Origin of the sequence: Mesorhizobium sp. CC13 (assembly GCF_039907765.1) — a bacterium.
GTDB lineage: Bacteria > Pseudomonadota > Alphaproteobacteria > Rhizobiales > Rhizobiaceae > Aminobacter.
Genome location: NZ_JARDJI010000001.1, coordinates 142,570 through 161,199, shown reverse-complemented (window position 1 = coordinate 161,199; position 18,630 = coordinate 142,570). Strand labels below are relative to the sequence as shown.

Sequence of the window (18,630 nt, the reverse complement as noted above, 5' to 3'; positions counted from 1 at the left end):
CAGCCCGATCAGCTGTTCGGGCCGTCGTCGAGGCCGACGCGGTCGACCATCTCGGAAGCGGCCTTGCGGCCCTTGGCGATGTCGACGAGCGGCAGCGTATCGGCTTTGAGCGTGCCGAAAGCCTTGACCGTCTCGGACGGCTCGAGGCCCGGTTCCACCGGATATTCGTAGTTCTTCTCCGCGTAAACCTGCTGCGCCTTGTGGCTGGCGAGGAACCGGATCAGCTTGACCGCGTCATCGCGGTTCGGCGCATATTTGGCAAGGGCCGCGCCGGAGATGTTGACGTGGGTGCCGCCGTTCTCGAAGGTCGGGAACAGCACGTTGATGGCGTTGCCCCACTCCTTCTCCTTCGGGTCCTTGTCGTTGTTGCGCATCAGGCCGACGTAATAGGTGTTGCCGATGGCGATGTCGCATTCGCCGGCGGCGATGGCGCCGGCCTGCGGGCGGTCGCCGCCGTCGGGCTTCTTGGCGAGATTGGCCTTGAGGCCCTTCATCCATTCCTCGGTCTTTTCCGGGCCCCAGTGGGCGATCGCGGCCGAGAACAGCGCGAGATTGTAGTCGTGCTGGCCCGAACGCATGCAGATCTTGCCCTTCCACTTCGGGTCGGCGAGCTCGGCATAGGTGATGGCGGTGTCCTTGACGCGCTCCTTCGAGGCATAGATGACGCGGGCGCGCTTGGTCAGGCCGAACCAATGGCCCTCGGGGTCGCGGTATTCGGACGGCAGCAGCTTATTGACCTCTTCGTCGACCAGCGGCTGGGTGACGCCCTTTTCCTTGGCCGAGGTCAGTCGGGCGATGTCGACGGTCATGATGACGTCGGCCGGCGAATTCTCGCCCTCGGCGAGGATGCGCTCCTCGAGACCCTTGTCGAGGAAGAGCACTTCCGTCTTGATGCCGGTTTCGGCGGTGAAGGCGTCCAGAACGGGCTTGATGAGGTCGGGCTGACGATAGGTATAGATGTTCACCACGCCGTCGGCGAGCGCCGAGCTGGTGAAAAGGGCCGCAAGGGCGAGGCCGGCCACGATCGACCGCGCGTTTCCAATCTTCATCTTTCTCTCCTGGCCAAAGGGGTCAAAAACCCTCGGGGGAACAATTCATCGCAGCCTCACAAGCGAAGCTGACTTCCCTATCACCAATCTGACTGGAAAGGTCAAGATTAAAGTCCAGCAAATTCAATAGTTTAGAACCATTCTAAACTGGACTATTGCGCACTGGATTCAAGACCTTGCCGGCGTCGCAGGGCAAATATGCAATCAACAGCCGCAACCGGCGCGCACAATGCCGCAGGTCTACTCGGCAAGCACGCGCGTGGACGGGAACGTGACCTCCACCAACGTCCCCTCGCCAGGGGTCGAGGCGATGCTGAATCGGGCGCGGTTGGCCTCCACCATAGCCTTGGTCAGCGGCAGGCCGAGGCCGGTGCCGTCGCCGCGCGCGCGCTTCAGCGAATTGATCTGCTTGAACGGCTTCAGCGCTTGCTCGATCTCGGCCTGCGACATGCCGATGCCGGTATCGCGCACACGCATGACGATGTCGCCCGAGGCCTCATATGCGGTCGACACGATGACCTGGCCACCCGCCTGGGTGTAGCGGACCGCATTGGAAAGGATGTTCAGCGCGATCTGGCGAACGCTGCGCCGGTCGGCGACGACCTCGGGAAGCCGCGAAGCCAGGCTCGACCTGATGATGACGCGCTCGCGGTTGGCCTGCGGCTGCATCATGGCCACGGTCTCGGCCAGCGTGTCGTTGAGCGACACGGCCTCGTAATCCATCTCCTGCTGGCCCGCCTCGATCTTGGAGATGTCGAGCAGGTCGTTGACCAGGTCGAGCACATGGTTGCCGGAGCGGTTGATGTCGCGCAGATAGTCGCGGTAGCGGTCGTTGGCGACAGGCCCGAACTTCTCGTCGATCATGAGTTCGGAGAAGCCGATGATGGCGTTGAGCGGCGTGCGGATCTCGTGGCTGATGCGGGCGAGGAAATCGGTCTTCTGGGACGAGGACCGCTCGGCCGCGGCGCGCGCCTGCGTCAGTTCCTCCTCGGCGCGCTTCCAGGGCGTGATGTCGCGCACGACGGCGCAGAAGCCGGCATCGCTCGGCAGGCGGCCGATGGTCATGAACAGCGGAATGAAGCGGCCCTGGGCCTCGCGGCCGATCACTTCGCGGCCGTCGTTCAGCACGCTCGCCACGCCGTGCTCGGAAAGGCCGGAAAGGTAGTCGCGCGCGGCGCGCTGGCTTTCGATGGCAAAGAGCGAATGGAAGGGCTTGCCGGCCACCTCGTCGCTGTCGAAGCCGAACAATGCCTCCGCCGGGCGGCTGATCGAACGGATGGTGCCGTCGCGGTCGATCAGCACGACCCCGTCGGTCGCCGTGTCGATGATGGTGCGCATCTCGGCGAGGCGCCCTTCGAGTTCGGCCACCTCGTCCGCCACGCGCATGTCGTGGTCGCCATCGCCGGCACGGCGCACGACCAGCATCAGCGCCTTGCCGTCCCGCCAAGGCACCGAGCGAAGCACCGCTTCAATCGGGAACTCCTCGCCGTCGCGGGTCTTCAACCTCAGGTCATGGTCGGAACCCGCCTCGTCGCCGTAGCTCTCGGCAAACAGCGCATCGAGCCCGCCTGCGCGCGCCAGTTCGTCGGCGGAGCCATAGCCGGTAAGGCTCAGGAACTCGGCATTGGCATAATGCAGCACGTCGCCTGCGTGGATGAGCACCGGCACCGGCAACTGTTCGAGGATCGGCGCATCCACCGGCATGTCGCGGCCGCCCGCGAACATTTCCCGGGGAATGATGTCCTCGGCCCTGAGCGCCGGCTTTGCGGGCCGCTCCGCCGCCGTGTCGCGACCGGTTTCGGCTTCGACCGGCCGCACGGAGGACAGGTTGACGACCTCGCCGCTGGACGGTGAACCGCCATGCTCCGCCGCCGCGGCCTCCGAATAGGCGGCGATCTCGGCCGAGTTCTGCTCGCCGTTTTTCTGTTCGACGGCGGGCTGGCCCGCAGCCTTGTCCTGCTGCTGCCGCGCGGCGACAACCTCGCTCGCCCGTTTCAGGCGCTCGCCGATCTCACGGAAGGCATGCCGCTCGACATTGGACAGCCCCTTGCCGTTGCCCGGCTCGGCCGGGCGGTGCTCCGCGAGATGGATGACCTTGTCGGAACGATCGAGGCCGGCCTCATCAGTCGAAGCCAAATCGGCGCTAGGCTGCGTCTCCAAAGACTGCCCGGACAGGTCGTCCTCCGTCGCCTGGGTCGGCTCCGCTTCAGCGTGCGGCTCAGGCTCCTGGTCAGGCTTGCCGTTGGGCACCAGCGCCAGCCCGATGCGCTCGTGATCGATGACGGCCTCGCCCGGACGCGCCACGCCGAAGCCGCGGAAGCCTTCGAAGCTGCGGTCGCGGCCGTAGACCGGCAATGCGGCCAGATCGACCGGGATGCGCCGGTCCGAGCCCGCGACCGGCCAGAGCACCGAACGGCCGGACCACGTGTCGCGCCGCTGCAAAAGGCCGGCGATCTCGCCGGACGGATCCAGTTCGAAGGTGTTGGACACATCCTCGAACCGACGACCGACGACGTCGGCGGCATGCTCGCCAACCAGGGCGACGAACTCCGCCGAGACGGCGCTGAACCGGCCTTCGGCGTCGGTGCGCCAGACGAAGCGCACGGGCGCGGCCGAGCGGCCGGCAAGCTCGTCGCGTTCGGCGACGGCCGGCTCGACCGGCCGGGCTTCCGCGGCAGGGGCGGCGGGGGCCGCTTCGGCCTTTTCAGCCTCCTCCTGCGCCGGCGCGGGCGCTTTGGTCTTCGCTGCCATCTCGCGGACGACGAGGCCGGCCTTGCTCTCGCGCTCCTCGGGGCTGAAATACCAATGGTCGTGGTCGGCGGGCTGCTCCTTGGCCGGAGCCGCAATGGCCACCGGCGGCACTTCCGGGCGCGGCGCAGCCGCCTCCGGGCGGTCCTCGCCCGCTTCGTCGACTACGCCGGCGCGCTCGTCCACCACCACCAGCAGATGGCGCTCGTCGGTCAGGCGCGCGATGCCCGCCGGCACATGGCCGGCGGCGGCGGGAATGGCCCGCTTGATCATCCGGTCGCGTTCGCCGGCAACCGCGGCGACCAGCCCGGCCAGCGTCGGCCGTGCAATGCCCAGTCCGGAAAAGCCGTCCGTCGCAGCCACGACATCGCCGCGGGCATCGACGAAGGCGAGGAAATGGCCAGGCGCTGCAAAGCCGCTGATGGCGGCCGCGGCGACCTCCCCGGCAGAGCGGGACGCGGCGCCGGTGGCCGGCACGGCGAGCAGGATGCCTGGCTCGCCGTCGGGCAGGCGGACCGAACCCGCAACGAAGGCGACGGCCCGGCTGCTCAGGCCGGAGGCCACGCGCACCATGATCGACCGGTCGCGGCCGATGTCCGGAAAGCCCGAGGTGGCGGCGATCTGCCGGCGGGCGGCGAGGCCGAGCCGGGCCGGCGCGCCGATGACCGCGTCGACGTCGCCGTAGCCCAGGACTGAGGCGCCCGGGCCGTTGGCCCACAGCACCTGCTCGAGGTCGACCGACAGCACGACGACGGCGTCGCCGGCAGCGAAACGCTGCCTTACGCCATCGACCACGGCGACGTCGATGAAGGAGTAGGCTGCTGACGGCATTCACATAACCCGCAAGGCACACATTCTCGCAATTAACGGTTTGTTAATAAAAGCCGTCATCGCCTAGGTCTAGCAAACAGCTGTCATAGAGCGTGATTATTCTCGCCATGTGGTTAACCGAGGTGCCCGGCTGATCATGTTGCGCTGCAACATTTTTGTTGCAGCGCACAATGACATGAACTATATCACTGATGCGAATAAACGAGGCGGGTGCCCACCCGTCCAGTCCACAGGGTGAGACAATGTCCAAGACCAAGACCGCAGAATTCGCAGATACCGTCGAAATGCCGAGCTTCGACGTTTCCAAGGCCACCGACCAGTTCCGCGCCTTCGCCGAGAAGGGCGTCGAGCAGTCGAAGGAGGCCTACACCAAGCTCAAGACCGGCGCCGAAGACGCCCAGAAGACGCTCGAGACCACCTACGAGACCGCCCGCAGCGTCGGCAGCGAGCTGTCGCTCAAGACCATCGCCGCGCTGCGCACCAACGCCGAGGCTGGCTTTGCGCATCTCGAGGCGCTGGCCGGCGCCAAGTCGCTCTCCGACATCTTCGAGCTGCAGACCGCCTATCTGCGCAAGCGCGTCGAGCTGAGCGTCGAGCAGGCCAAGGAATTCCAGGCGGTTGCCTCGAAGGCCGCCGAGGACGTGGCCAAGCCGGTCAAGACCGCCTTCGAGAAGGCCCTGAAAGACCTGAAGGCCGCCTGAGGGCGAGCCACACGAAATCCCGGCGGGCGGTTCTCCTCCCTCTGTCTGCCGGGCCAAGCGGCCAGCTCGCATTCCGCTGGCCATGCATAGGAAAAGGCCGGCTCCTCCTCCCGCCGGCCTTTTTCTTTTTTCCGGGGTTGAAAAGCCCGGCAATCAAGGGCTTCGCGGCGGCGGCATAAATCACCGCAGTGGAATATGCGCAAAGCTCTTGAAATGCGGCGGAATTGTCCGTATGGACGCGGCACCAGAGCAAGGCACGCGGTTGTAGCTCAGCTGGTTAGAGCGCCGGATTGTGGATCCGGAGGTCGCTGGTTCGATCCCAGCCAACCGTACCATCTTCTTTTCCAAGACAATCAAAACCGACGACGCATCGAGCGTGCCTCTGGCTCGTCTCGGCGGTTCCACCAGAAGCCGCCGAATCCGATGGATCAGCCAAGCTTCCTAGCGCCGTAGCCGGAAGACCGCCAAAGAAAAACGGCGCCCCTCCGCGAGGAGGCACGCCGTTCGTTGCTGAGGCGGCCCGGAGCTGCCCGTGATTCCATGCCGTTACTGGCAGGGGGCCAGATAGGTCACCGGCCTGCCGTCGCGGTCGTACATCGGCCGGCCGCGGCTGTCGTAGCGGTGGTAGCGGCATTCGCCGGGAGCCGTGCCCGCGCCGATCATGGCGCCGGCGAGGCCGCCGATCACCGCGCCCGCCACCGTGGAACCGGTGTTGCCGCCGATGGCCTGGCCGACCAGGGCGCCGCCCGCCGCGCCGATGGCGCCGCCGCCGACAGCGCGCTCCTGGGGTGTATTGCAGGCAGCAACGGCCAGGCCGGCAAGGGTCAGCGCGGCCGCGGTAACGATCAAATTCGCCATAAACTCAACTCCTTAAGTTCATCGCGGCGACGCTACCACGGCAATCCTTCCACATCCAGTAACCTTCATGCGCAATGGTTGACGGGATTTGACGAACAACCACAATATTGTTGACAGCGGCCGATCCCGCCCGCACCGCGCTCAGTGGCGCTGGGCCATCCGCTCGTCGCGCTGCCGCTGGGCCTCGCGCTGCTTGTTGACCAGCGAGGCGGCGATCACGCCCACCGCGACGACGCCAATCAGGATGGTGCTGGCGGCGTTGATCTCCGGCGTGACGCCGAGGCGCACCTGGCTGTAGATCTTCATCGGCAGCGTGGTTGCCCCCGGCCCCGACGTGAAGCTCGAAATCACCAGGTCGTCGATGGAGAGCGTGAAGGCCAGCATCCAGCCCGAGATGATCGCCGGCAGGATGACCGGCAGCGTGATCTGGAAGAAGGTCTTGACCGGAGGGGCGCCGAGATCCATCGCCGCTTCCTCGAGCGAGCGGTCGAAGGTGACCAGCCGCGACTGCACCACGACGGCGACGAAGCACATGGTGAAGGTGATGTGCGCGAGCGTCAGCGTCACGAAGCCCCTGTCGAGGCCGACGGCGACGAAAAGCAAAAGCAGCGACAGGCCGGTGATGACTTCCGGCATGACCAGCGGCGCAAACACCATGCCCGAGAACAGCACCCTGCCCCTGAAGCGCGTGTAGCGCGTCAGCGTGATGGCGGCGAGCGTGCCGAGCACGGTCGACACGGTCGCGGAGATGAGGCCGACGCGAACCGTCACCCAGGCCGCGTCCATGAGGCCCTTGTTGCGGAACAGTTCGCCGTACCACTTGGTCGAGAACCCGCCCCAGACGGTGACGAGCTTCGATTCGTTGAACGAGAAGATGACCAGCAGCAGGATCGGCAGGTAGAGGAACGCGAACCCCAGGACGATCGCACTGATGTTGAAGCGGCTCCAGGTCGAATTCATGTCAGCGCCCCTGCTCCTGGGCGCGCGCCTGCGCCTGCTGGAAGAACATGATCGGCACGACCAGGATAAGCAGCAGGATCACCGCCACGGCCGAGGACACCGGCCAGTCGCGGTTGGCGAAGAACTCGTTCCACAGCGTCTTGCCGATCATCAGCGTCTGCGAGCCGCCGAGCAGGTCGGGAATGACGAACTCGCCGACCGCCGGGATGAAGACCAAAAGGCAGCCGGCAATGACTCCCGGCAGCGACAGCGGGAAGGTGATCTTCCAGAAGGCGGTCATCGGCGGGCAGCCGAGGTCCTGGGCGGCCTCGATGAGCGAATAGTCCATCTTCTCCAGCGCCGAATAGAGCGGCAGGATCATGAACGGCAGGTAGGAATAGACGATGCCGATGAAGATGGCCGTATGAGTGTTGAGGATCACCAGCGGCTGGTCGATGATGCCGGTGGCGAGCAGGAACTGGTTGAGCAGGCCTTCGGGCTTGAGGATGCCGATCCAGGCATAGACGCGGATCAGGAAGCTGGTCCAGAACGGCAGGATCACCAGCATCAGAAGCGTCGGGCGGATGGCCGTGGGCGCGCGCGCCATGCCGTAGGCGATGGGATAGCCGACAAGCAGGGCCAGCAAGGTCGAAACCCCTGCGATGACGGCGCTGGAGATGTAGGCCGTGTAATAGAGCGGGTCCTCGGTCAGCCAGAGATAGTTGTCGAAGCTGAATTCGCCGAGCTGCGCCATGAGCCCCGAAAAGCCTTCGGAGATGTCGAGCGCCGGGGTGTAGGGCGGCATGGCGATCGCCGTCGTCGACAGCGAAATCTTGAAGACGATGAAGAACGGAACGAGGAAGAAGAACAGCAGCCAGACATAGGGGACGAGAATGACCAGGCGGCTGGTGACGGCTGACGTGAGGCTCTTCATCGCCGCTCCTATCGCGTCAGCAGGACACCGGCATCAGGCCGGAAGCTGATCCAGGCCCTGTCGTCCCAGCTCAGCGGATCTTCCGTGGCGCGGGTCGCGTTCATCGAACTCGCCTTGACCACCTGGCCGTTGCCGAGCTTGACGTGGAAGATGGTCATGTCGCCGAGATAGGCGATGTCGTAGATTTCGCCCTCGAGCACGTTGTCGCCACCCTCCGGCTTCCTGGACGACACCTTGATCTTCTCGGGGCGGATGGCGAAGGCGATGTCGGAGCCCACCGGCGTCTCGCCGGCATTGGCGGCCTTGATCGTCACTCCGCCGGTCCCGGCGATGGTGGCGCCGCCGCCGTTGCGGTCCGTCACCTTGCCGTCGAACATATTGATGTTGCCGACGAAGTCGGCGACGAAGCGCGAGGTCGGCGCCTCGTAGACCTCTGCCGGCGTCGCCACCTGCATCACTTCGCCCTTGTCGAGGATGGCGATGCGGTCGGCCATGGTCATGGCCTCCTCCTGGTCGTGGGTGACGATGACGAAGGTCAGCCCCAGTGTCTGCTGCAGGTCCATGAGTTCGAACTGGGTTTCCTCGCGCAGCTTCTTGTCGAGCGCGCCGAGCGGCTCGTCGAGCAGCAGAACCTTCGGCCGCTTGGCAACCGCACGGGCGAGCGCGACGCGCTGGCGCTGACCGCCGGAAAGCTGGTGCGGCTTGCGCTTGGCGAACTGGCCGAGCTTGACCAGCTTCAGCATCTCGCCGACGCGCTTTTCGATTTCAGGCTTCGGCATGCCGTCCTGCTTCAGGCCGAAGGCGATGTTCTGCTCGACCGTCATGTGCGGGAACAGCGCATAGGACTGGAACATCATGTTGACCGGCCGCTTGTAGGGCGGAATGCCCCTGAGGTCCTGCCCGTCGAGCAGGATCTGCCCCTCGGTCGGCTCCTCGAAGCCGGCGAGCATGCGTAGAAGCGTGGACTTGCCGCAGCCGGATGCGCCCAGGAGCGCGAAGAACTCGCGCTCGTAGATCGACAGCGACAGGTTGTTGACTGCGGTGAAGTCGCCGAACCGCTTGGTGACGTTCTTGAACTGGATGTACGGCCTGGCGTCGGGCTGGTTCCAGGGCGCAAACTCCCTGCGGATGTTGCCGAGCGATTTCATGTCCTCTCCGTCCCCCTGCCCACGCCGGAACATCCCGGCGCCCAGGGCGCCGGGATAGCGTGCGACCGTTACTGCCCCGTGACGACCTTGGTCCAGCTGCGCGTCACCAGGCGCTGGCTCTTGGGATCGTAGGGCGACACGGTGAACAGCTTCTGGAGGGTGGCATCGTCAGGGTAGATGGCCGGATCTCCGATGATGTCCTTCTCGATGAACTGCTGCGACGCCTTGTTGCCGTTGGCGTAGTAGATGTAGTTGGAGGCCTTGGCGGCGACTTCCGGACGCATGATGTAGTTCAGGAACTCGTGCGCCTCGGCGACGTTCTTGGCATCCGCCGGGATGGCCATCTGGTCGAACCACATCTCGGCACCTTCCTTCGGCACGACATAGTCGACGACCACGCCCTGGTCGGCCTCGGCGGCACGGTCGCGCGCCTGGAAGACGTCGCCCGACCAGCCGACGGCCAGGCAGATGTCGCCGTTGGCGAGGGCGTTGATGTATTCGGACGAATGGAACTTGCGGATCGACGGCCGGATCTTGAGCAGTGCCTCTTCGGCCTTGGCGAGATCCTCGGGCGTACGGCTTTCCGTATCGATGCCGAGATAGCGCAGCGTCGTCGGAATGATGTCAGTCGGCGAATCGAGCACGTAGACGCCGCAATCCTTCAGCTTGGCAATGGTGTCGGGATTGTAGACGACATCCCAGCTGTCGATCTTGTCGAGGCCGAGGGCTTCCTTCACCTTCTTCTCGTTGTAGCCGATGCCGACGGTGCCCCACATGTAGTTGATGGAGTATTCGTTGCCCGGGTCGTACTTGGCGGTGCGCTCGTTGACGACGTCCCACATGTTGGAGAGGTTCGGCAGCTTCGACTTGTCGAGCTTCTGGAACACGCCGGCCTCGATCTGGCGGGCGAGGAAATTGGCGGTCGGCACGACCACGTCGTAGCCGCTGCCGCCGGCAAGCAGCTTGGTTTCGAGAATCTCGTTGGAATCGAAAACGTCGTAGACGACCTTGATGCCGGTTTCCTTGGTGAACTCGTCGATGATCGAGGAATCGATATAGTCCGACCAGTTGTAGACGTTGACGACACGCTCCTGGGCGGTGGCACCGGTTGCGGCAATGGCAATCAGAGCTGACGCGGCGGTCAGCCAAAGCGATCTGCGGTTCATGATAGTCTCCTTCCTTGGGCGCGACCTTTCGGCTGCGCCCTGCTCCCTGGGCAGATTCGGGTAATGAGGGTGGCGCTCCCGCCGGTAGGCGGCGTCGCGCTAACATACTGGCGATTTACGTCTCCGGACACCGAAGCCCCGGCAGTGAGACCTGGCAAGATACGCCTGTCTTGTTGTTACCCTCGACCGCAGCCTGCCCGCCCGACAGGTGTATTGTCAATGCCCAACAACCGGCCGCTCAATTGGGCGTCGGTACGCCCGTGACGCCTGGTTTCTGCGCGCGGGCCTGGCGCTTGAATTCGAGCGCGAGATGGACGATCAGCGCCGCGAAAATGACGGCACCGCCGGCGATGGTGCGCGACGACGGCACTTCGGCATGGATGAGCCAGACCCAGATCGGGCTCAGCAACGTCTCGAAGGTTCCGAGCAGCGCCACGATGGCCGCGGGCACGAGGCGGGCACCGGTGGCGAACAGGGCAAGCCCCAGGCCAAGATTGACCGCGCCGAAGGTGAACAGAAAGCCCATGTCGCGCGGTGACATGGCGAGCGTCGATGCCTGGGAAGCAGCGAAGGTGGCCGCAAAGATGGTGCCGAGGCAGGTGGCGGGTGTCATCCGGACATGGGCGAAACGGCGGGTGATGACCGTGGCGATGGAAAAGGCCACCGCGATCAGCAGGGCCAGCCCGTCGCCGACCGGCGAGACGGCGCCTCCGAGCGATTCCGAGACCATGATGGCCACGCCGCCGATGACCGCCGCGATCGCGACCCAGGTGGCTGCCGACACGCGCTCGCCGAACAGCGCCCAGGCGAACAGCGCCGCGAGCAGCGGCACGCCGGCCTGCATAAGCACGATGTTGGCGACCGTCGTGTAGGCGAGTGCCACGACGAAACAGGTCGAGGCGATGCCGAAGCAGGAGGCAACGAGCAGGCCCGGCAGGCCCATGTCGCGGAACAGCCTGAGCGTGCCACGTCCGCCGTCGCGCCAGGCCATGAAGGCGAGCAGGAATGCCGCCGCCCAGAACGAGCGCCAGAACACCACCGTCCAGCTGTCCGGCGCGTCGATGAAGCGGGCGATGGCGCCCCCAAAACTCCACATCAGCGCCGAGAGGAACACCAGAAGCATGCCGACGCGCTGCTCGCGGCCGGTGGCGACGGCGCCGCCGACGGGTCCCAATCCGGATGCTGACGCCTGTTCGCTCATTTGAGGTATCGCCGTAGTTCGAGGCCTCCGCGGTTCGACCGCGCATAGTCACCCATTAGTCAGGCACATTCGATTTCGCGAGGTCCAGTGCTTCCGGCTCATTAGGACACTCGAAAGTAGCTCGTGATCATGACGGCCAGGCTGCGCTCTCGGAAGCTTGCGCAGGGTCGTCAAACTGTCTTGCCCCGTCCCCGGCGGCATTTGATTCGCCCGGGCCCGGCCGGCAACAGATCGGCAAGAATTCGGGTCTAAGCACTGCGGAGCAGTCTCGGGAAACTCGCATGCTGACCGTCATCAATTGCATCGTCTACGCGCATGACTACCGCTTCGTGGCAGCGGCACTCTTCATCTGCACCATCGGTTCCATCGTCACCATCCGGCTGTTCGCGCGCGGGCGCCGGGCCGTGCGGGCCAAGCATGCCGTGCTCATCCTGATGGCCGGCCTCGCCGGCGGCATGACGATCTGGACGACGCATTTCCTGGCGATGCTCGGTTTCATGCCCAAGGTCGACCACGGTTTCGAGCCGATCTACACCCTCGCGTCGCTCGCCGCAGCCATCGCGACCTCGACCGCGGGCCTGTTCCTTGCCGCAAGGCGGCAAACCGGACCGATGGTGGAGTTCGGCGGTTTCATCCTGGGCTGCGGCATTGCCGCGATGCATTTCCTCGGCATGGCCGGTTTCGTCGTTGCCGGCCGCGTCGACTACGATCCTGCCTTCGTCGTTACCGCCATCGTCGGCGGTGCGGCACTTGGCATGTTAGCCACCAACCGCGTCGCCGACGGCAAGGGGCGCCACGGAGTGGTGCTCGGCATTGTCGCGCTGATACTCGGCATCGGCTTCATGCATTTCACCGCGATGGGAGCGGTGCAGATCACGCCGGACCCGCGGGTGGCGGTGCCGACGCAGATTCTCTCCGTACCCGTGATGGTGACCCTGGTCATGGCCATGACGGTGCTTGTCATGCTCCTGGGCCTGGCCACCCACATGGCCGAAGAACAGGGCGAGAAGGAAGCCGTGGAGCACTACCGCCATCTGGCGCTGCACGACCCGCTGACCGGGCTGCCGAACCGCGCCGCCGTGCGGGACGAACTGCCTCACCGGCTCAAGGACGCGGCAGGCATGTCGCTCGCCATCATTGCCGTCGATCTCAACCGGTTCAAGGAAATCAACGACGTCTACGGCCACGCGGCCGGCGACGTGGTACTGACGCAGACCACGGCACGCGTTCGCGCCGCACTGGCGCGCGATGAATTCTTCGCACGCATCGGCGGCGACGAGTTCCTCGCCGTGAAGCCGTTCACGCGGGAAAACGAGATCGAGGAGTTCGCCGCCCGCATGGCAGACGCCTTCTCGCGCCCGAACGAACTCGGCAACGCCACCTTCCAGGCGAGCGCCAGCATCGGCATCGCCGTGTATCCCAAGGACGGCGTCAACATCGACGAGCTCACCATGCGCGCCGACCTCGCCATGTACCGCTCGAAGAAGAGCCAGAGCGGCGCCTGGTGCTGGTATGACGCCGACGCCGATGAAGACGGCAGGCGGCGCGGCCTGATCGCTATCGGCCTGCGCAGTGCCGTGGCCGACGGTGCGCTGCGCCTGGTGTTCCAGCCGCAGATCTCGATGAAGAAGCGCGACCTCCTCGGCTTCGAGGCGCTGCTGCGCTGGGACAGCCCGCAGCTTGGCGAGGTCTCGCCATCGGACTTCATTCCGGTGGCGGAGCAGACCGGCATCATCGTCGGCATCGGCGACTGGGTCTTGCGGGAGGCGTGCCGCGAGGCGACGCAGTGGCCGGAGCCGCTGGGCGTGGCCGTCAACGTCTCGCCGGTGCAGCTGACGCGCCCAAATTTCGGCGACCGGCTGAAGGAGATCCTCGACGAGACGGGCCTCGCCCCCTCGCGCCTCGAAATCGAGGTTACCGAGACGGCGCTGATCGAGAACCCCGGCCAGGCGCTGCTGATCCTGCGCCAGATCAAGACGATGGGCGTGCGCGTCGCCATGGACGACTTCGGCACCGGCTACTCGTCGCTGTCGACGCTGTTTTCCTTCCCGTTCGACAAGATCAAGGTCGACCGTACCTTCCTCAAGGCGCTTGGCCGGCAGGCCCAGGCGACCAGCGTCATCGAGACGGTGATCGAGCTCGGCCACAAGCTGTCGATCCCGGTGCTGGCGGAAGGCGTGGAGACGGATTTCCAGGCCGCATTCCTCAAGGACCGCCGCTGCGACGAGGCGCAGGGCTTCCTCTACGGCAGGCCGCTCGATTCCACCGCCGCCCGGGCCATCGCCAAGACCGGCATCGACAAGGAAGCGCAGGCGGCGATCGCCCGCCTGATTGCCTGACCGCTACTGGAAATCGAAGGCTGAAAGCCCGGTCACCATCTCGTCGAGGCCGAGCGGCCGGGTGACCGGCGGCTCGGCGCGCGACAGGCAGCCCGAGCGCTCGCACAGGCGGCAGGCCGGACCAACCGGCGTCGCCTTGACCGCGCCCGGCTTGCCGCCGAGGGCGCCCGGCAAGGCGGCGCCATAGACAATCTCGTCGCGGAAGGCGATGTCGCAGCCGAGCAGGATGGCCGTGCGCCGCGGCCGTTCGCTGAACGCACCCTGCGGGCCCTCGAGCGTGCGGGCGACGCAGAGGAATTCGGCCCCATCGGGCATCTCCACCGCCTCGACGAAGATCTGGCCCGGCTGGGTGAAGGCCGCGTGCACAGGAAGCTTTGGACAGCCGCCGCCGAAGCGGCTCTGCGGGAAACCCTGCGCGCCGGCCTTGCGGAAGCGGTTGCCGGCGTTGTCCACCTCGAGCATGAAGAAGGGCACGGCCGAGGCGCCGGTCCGCTGCAGCATGGTCAGCCGGTTGGCCGCCTGCTCGAACGATACGCCGAAACGCGAGCGCAGCACGTCGACGTCGTAGCGGGCGCGCTGCGCCGCCGAGTGGAACGCCTGATAGGGCATCATCAGCGCGTGCGCGGCATAACGGCCGAGCTCGAAGCGGGCCAGCCGCCTGGCCTCGTCCGACGACAGCTTCAGCGCCTGGATTTCGGCCGCGACCGCCACCTGCATGCGGATCAGGCTCGCCTCCATCGCCACCTCGCGTAGCTGGTCGAAGGGCGACAGGCGCTCGGACAGGAACAGCCGCTGCGAGTGGCGGTCGTAGCGGCGGCGCCAGTTGGGCATGGTGGCCACCGGCAGCACCTTGACGACGATGCCGTGCTCGCGCTTGAGCCATGCCTTCAGCGCGCCGAACAGATCGTCGCCGGGATCGAGCAGCGAGGTGAAGGCCTCTGCCTCGCCCTCCAGCGAAGCGAAGTGGTTCGGCCGTCGCTCGAACACCTCGTGCACCTCGTCGATCGGCAGGCGCGCTCCGGACAGCGCCGTCGTATGACCTTCACGGGCGAGCAGTTCGGTGAGGTCGGTCAGCCGCTCGGCCTGCTCGCGATAGGCACGGAATAGCTTGATCACGGCCGCTGCCGCGTTCGGTGCGGCCTCGGCAATCTCGATGAGCTCCTGGTCGCCCGGCAATTCGCCCGACAGCAGCGGATCGGCGAAGACCTCGCGCAGCGCCGCGATCGACCCCCTCGCCTCGCCCTGCAGCTCGTCGGGATCGACCTTGTAGACGGACGCCAGCTTGAGGATGAGCTGCACCGTCAGCGGCCGCTGGTTGCGCTCGATGAGGTTGAGGTAGGAGGGCGATATGCCGAGCCCTTCGGCCATGGCCGTCTGGGTCAGCCCCTTCTGGTTGCGGATGCGCCGGATGCGCGGTCCGGCGAAGATTTTTTGCTCGGCCATCGGCTTTTACACCAATTTTACAACGAAAGTAGGGGGCCAACCCTACCCAAACATTTACATTCTTTACAATTTTACAGCGCCTCATTGTCAAACGCAACACAGATTTTCCCTTAAATCAGCTGCATTTTGTTGATTTATCTGGCTGCTTTGGCGCTGCAATGTAAAACAAGTCACATAGAAACCGCCAACAAGCTCCCATGAGGCGGCGGTTCTAGAGGAACCCAGTTTTACCAGACGGAGTCGACAATGACCGATTTTTACAACCTCGTCCCCTCGGCTCCCGAGGGTCGCTTCGACGGCATCGAGCGCCCCTACTCGCCGGAGGACGTGAAGCGGCTGCGCGGCTCCGTCCAGATCAAGCACAGCCTCGCCGAAATGGGCGCCAACCGCCTGTGGAAGCTGATCCACGAGGAGGACTTCGTCAACGCGCTCGGCGCGCTCAGCGGCAACCAGGCCATGCAGATGGTCCGCGCCGGCCTCAAGGCGATCTACCTGTCCGGCTGGCAGGTCGCTGCCGACGCCAACACCGCATCCGCGATGTACCCGGACCAGTCGCTCTACCCGGCGAACGCCGCCCCCGAGCTCGCCAAGCGCATCAACCGCACGCTGCAGCGCGCCGACCAGATCGAGACCTCGGAAGGCAAGGGCCTGTCGGTCGACACCTGGTTCGCGCCGATCGTGGCCGACGCGGAAGCCGGCTTCGGCGGCCCGCTGAACGCCTTCGAGATCATGAAGGCCTTCATCGAGGCAGGTGCTGCCGGCGTCCACTTCGAGGACCAGCTGGCCTCGGAAAAGAAGTGCGGCCATCTCGGCGGCAAGGTGCTGATCCCGACCGCGGCGCACATCCGCAACCTCAACGCAGCGCGCCTCGCCGCCGACGTGATGGGCGTGCCGACGCTGATCGTCGCCCGTACCGACGCGGAAGCCGCGAAGCTGCTCACCTCCGACATCGACGAGCGCGACAAGCCGTTCGTGGACTATGATGCCGGCCGCACGGTCGAGGGCTTCTACCAGGTGAAGAACGGCATCGAGCCGTGCATCGCCCGCGCCATCGCCTATGCGCCGCACTGCGACCTGATCTGGATGGAGACCGGCAAGCCGGATCTCGACCAGGCCAGGAAGTTCGCCGAAGCCGTGCAGAAGGCACACCCGGGCAAGAAGCTTGCCTACAACTGCTCGCCGTCGTTCAACTGGAAGAAGAACCTCGACGACGCCACGATCGCCAAGTTCCAGCGCGAGCTGGGCGCGATGGGCTACAAGTTCCAGTTCATCACGCTGGCCGGCTTCCACCAGCTGAACTTCGGCATGTTCGAACTGGCCCGCGGCTACAAGGATCGCCAGATGGCGGCCTATTCGGAGCTGCAGGAAGCGGAATTCGCGGCGGAAGCCAACGGCTACACCGCGACCAAGCACCAGCGCGAGGTCGGCACCGGCTACTTCGACGCCGTGTCCATGGCGATCACCGGCGGCAAGTCGTCGACGACCGCGATGCACGAGTCGACCGAAACCGAACAGTTCCGCCCGGCCGCCGAATAGGCCGAGGCCTAGCGACAATTCCGGAGGCGCGGTAGCCTCCGGAAGCCAGGAAATAGCCCCGAGGGGCACAAGGCAACACTCCGAGGAGAACCACAATGGCACCGCGCACCCGTGTCAAGGAACGAGCCGAAGAACAGGCGACCACCATGAGCGCCGACCAGCAGGCCGTGATCCGCATCGTCGCCAACGACCTGCACCGGCTGAACCAGTCGGTCATGAAGGCGGTCGAGGCAGGCGTGTCGGTGGAACTGGTCCGCTCGGCCCGTCACCATGGGGGTAACGGCAACTGGGGTGATCTGCTGATCCCCGTCATCGTCACCCAGCAGCCGCACGGCTGACCCGCCAAGCATGCCCCCAAAGATCCCGTCCGCGGTTCGCCGTGGACGGGATTTTTGCATTTGGACCAATGGAAAGAGCGGCTTCAACCCGAGGTTATAGAACTAAATTCACGTATCGTGATGCGCGAGACACTTGACACTTCTCATACATCCGGGCGTAACTCGTCGGACGCAACCAGCCATTGAATCAACGCCCCCCCAAGCTGTCGGTCGCGCTAATGAAAAGAAGAGACATCGGTCCGGGACCGCACCCGGATGCGAATTCGCGCAGCCCCGCGACGCAAGGATCAGCTACAGCCGACCTCAACCGGGTGCTCGTCGTCGGCCGATCGCAGATCAATCGCGTCGTCGTCGCAAAGATCGTCGAACGGTCGGGCCTAAGGCCGGTGACGGAAGGGCCAGACACGGCGGAGCTGGCGCTGCGAAGCCTGGCGCCCGGCACGATCATCCTCGACGGGGGCAGCGACAACAGGGACTGCGATGCGCTGCTGCCGTCGATCGTGTCGCTGCGCCTTGCATCCGGTTCCAACCTGCCGGCGGTCATACTGCTCTCGACCAAGGCGGGCACGCCGGAAAGCCTGTCGCTTTCGACGGCCGTCGACATCGTCGTCGCCAAGCCGATCACGCCGGAGCGGTTGCAGCCCGTTGTCGAAAAGCTTCTCGGCCGCGTCTGACATCAGCCCAGGCTTCGCAGCAATTCCTCGAGTTCGCCGAGATGCCGCAGCTTGCGGAAGCGCTCCGCGCCCGCCGGCTCGTCGACATGCTCGTAGGCCCAGGTCAGGTCGTGCGGCACGTAGACGCCCCAGCTGCCGGCCTCGATCGCCGGCACGACGTCCGATTTCAGCGAGTTGCCGACCATCATCGCCCGGTCCGCGCCCTCGCCGTGGCGGGCGAAGATGCGCTCGTAGGTCGGTCGCGACTTGTCGCTGACGATCTCTACGGCGTCGAAGAAATCGCCGAGGCCCGACTGCGCCAGCTTGCGTTCCTGGTCGAACAGGTCGCCCTTGGTGATGAGCACCAGGCGGTAGCGTCCGGCCAGCCCCTCCAGCGTGTCGTGGACGTGCGGCAACGTCTCGATCGGGTGGCTCAGCATGTCGCGACCGGCGGCCAGGATCTTGCCGATGACCTCGGCCGGCACACGCCCCTCGGTAACGTCGATGGCGGTCTCGATCATCGACAGGGTGAAGCCCTTGATGCCGAAACCATAGGTGCCGAGATTGCGCTTTTCGGCTTCGAGCAACCGGGCCAAGAGATGGTCGGCCTCGCCATGTTCGGCCAGCAGCTCGGCGAAGTGCTTTTCGGTCATGCGGAAGAACTGCTCGTTCTGCCACAGCGTATCGTCGGCGTCGAAACCGACGGTGGTGAGGGTCGGAGAAGCATAAACCATGGCGGCTATCTA

Annotated in this window: 15 protein-coding genes and 1 tRNA gene; 6 read left to right on the top strand and 10 right to left on the bottom strand. The window is 65.4% G+C overall.

What is annotated here, in order from left to right; genetic code table 11:
* Positions 1 to 8: 8 nt before the first annotated feature.
* Both PV773_RS00790 and PV773_RS00785 read right to left on the bottom strand, forming a co-directional pair.
* The gene (locus PV773_RS00790) at positions 9 to 1,049 is read right to left on the bottom strand and encodes a Fe(3+) ABC transporter substrate-binding protein (RefSeq protein WP_347964498.1); all 1,041 of its coding nucleotides are present in this window, start codon (positions 1,047 to 1,049) and stop codon (positions 9 to 11) included.
* A gap of 240 nt (positions 1,050 to 1,289) precedes the next feature.
* Positions 1,290 to 4,628, bottom strand: a complete 3,339-nt coding sequence (locus tag PV773_RS00785) for a PAS domain S-box protein (RefSeq protein WP_347964497.1) — start codon at positions 4,626 to 4,628, stop codon at positions 1,290 to 1,292.
* A gap of 242 nt (positions 4,629 to 4,870) precedes the next feature.
* Here PV773_RS00785 and PV773_RS00780 point away from each other — a divergent pair, with 242 nt between their 5' ends.
* Entirely contained in the window at positions 4,871 to 5,329 is a 459-nt protein-coding gene (locus PV773_RS00780) for a phasin (protein ID WP_340036405.1), read from the top strand.
* Between the two features lie 258 nt (positions 5,330 to 5,587).
* A tRNA-His gene (locus tag PV773_RS00775) sits at positions 5,588 to 5,664 on the top strand.
* Between the two features lie 211 nt (positions 5,665 to 5,875).
* Here the strand turns inward: PV773_RS00775 and PV773_RS00770 are convergent.
* From PV773_RS00770 to PV773_RS00745, 6 genes are all read right to left on the bottom strand, one after another.
* Entirely contained in the window at positions 5,876 to 6,187 is a 312-nt protein-coding gene (locus PV773_RS00770; protein ID WP_340036403.1) for a hypothetical protein, read from the bottom strand.
* Positions 6,188 to 6,328: 141 nt separating this feature from the next.
* Entirely contained in the window at positions 6,329 to 7,147 is an 819-nt protein-coding gene (locus PV773_RS00765) for an ABC transporter permease subunit (protein WP_347964496.1), read from the bottom strand.
* 1 nt (position 7,148) lies between these two features.
* On the bottom strand, positions 7,149 to 8,060 hold the full coding sequence (locus PV773_RS00760) for an ABC transporter permease subunit (protein WP_347964495.1): 912 nt from the start codon (positions 8,058 to 8,060) through the stop codon (positions 7,149 to 7,151).
* An 8-nt stretch (positions 8,061 to 8,068) separates the two neighbouring features.
* Entirely contained in the window at positions 8,069 to 9,208 is a 1,140-nt protein-coding gene (locus PV773_RS00755) for an ABC transporter ATP-binding protein (RefSeq protein ID WP_347964494.1), read from the bottom strand.
* 68 nt (positions 9,209 to 9,276) lie between these two features.
* Positions 9,277 to 10,374, bottom strand: coding sequence for a polyamine ABC transporter substrate-binding protein (locus PV773_RS00750; protein ID WP_347964493.1), 1,098 nt, complete (start codon positions 10,372 to 10,374; stop codon positions 9,277 to 9,279).
* A 238-nt stretch (positions 10,375 to 10,612) separates the two neighbouring features.
* The gene (locus PV773_RS00745; RefSeq protein ID WP_347964492.1) at positions 10,613 to 11,575 is read right to left on the bottom strand and encodes a DMT family transporter; all 963 of its coding nucleotides are present in this window, start codon (positions 11,573 to 11,575) and stop codon (positions 10,613 to 10,615) included.
* Positions 11,576 to 11,856: 281 nt separating this feature from the next.
* On the opposite strand from PV773_RS00745, the gene PV773_RS00740 reads away from it, so the two are divergent.
* Positions 11,857 to 13,914, top strand: a complete 2,058-nt coding sequence (locus PV773_RS00740; protein WP_347964491.1) for an EAL domain-containing protein — start codon at positions 11,857 to 11,859, stop codon at positions 13,912 to 13,914.
* A 3-nt stretch (positions 13,915 to 13,917) separates the two neighbouring features.
* Here PV773_RS00740 and PV773_RS00735 read toward each other — a convergent pair whose 3' ends face one another.
* Positions 13,918 to 15,357 carry a short-chain fatty acyl-CoA regulator family protein gene (locus PV773_RS00735; RefSeq protein WP_347964490.1) on the bottom strand — a complete coding sequence of 480 codons (1,440 nt, stop codon included), beginning with the start codon at positions 15,355 to 15,357 and terminating at the stop codon, positions 13,918 to 13,920.
* A gap of 246 nt (positions 15,358 to 15,603) precedes the next feature.
* On the opposite strand from PV773_RS00735, the gene aceA reads away from it, so the two are divergent.
* The 3 genes from aceA to PV773_RS00720 all read left to right on the top strand — a co-directional run bounded on the left by aceA (position 15,604) and on the right by PV773_RS00720 (position 17,905).
* Positions 15,604 to 16,893, top strand: a complete 1,290-nt coding sequence (gene aceA, locus PV773_RS00730; protein WP_347964489.1) for an isocitrate lyase — start codon at positions 15,604 to 15,606, stop codon at positions 16,891 to 16,893.
* Positions 16,894 to 16,988: 95 nt separating this feature from the next.
* Positions 16,989 to 17,231, top strand: a complete 243-nt coding sequence (locus tag PV773_RS00725) for a hypothetical protein (RefSeq protein WP_018426579.1) — start codon at positions 16,989 to 16,991, stop codon at positions 17,229 to 17,231.
* Between the two features lie 218 nt (positions 17,232 to 17,449).
* Positions 17,450 to 17,905, top strand: a complete 456-nt coding sequence (locus PV773_RS00720) for a response regulator (protein ID WP_347964488.1) — start codon at positions 17,450 to 17,452, stop codon at positions 17,903 to 17,905.
* A gap of 2 nt (positions 17,906 to 17,907) precedes the next feature.
* On the opposite strand, the gene PV773_RS00715 is transcribed toward PV773_RS00720, so the two are convergent.
* Positions 17,908 to 18,618, bottom strand: coding sequence for an HAD family hydrolase (locus PV773_RS00715; RefSeq protein ID WP_347964487.1), 711 nt, complete (start codon positions 18,616 to 18,618; stop codon positions 17,908 to 17,910).
* Between the last annotated feature and the right edge of the window lie 12 nt (positions 18,619 to 18,630).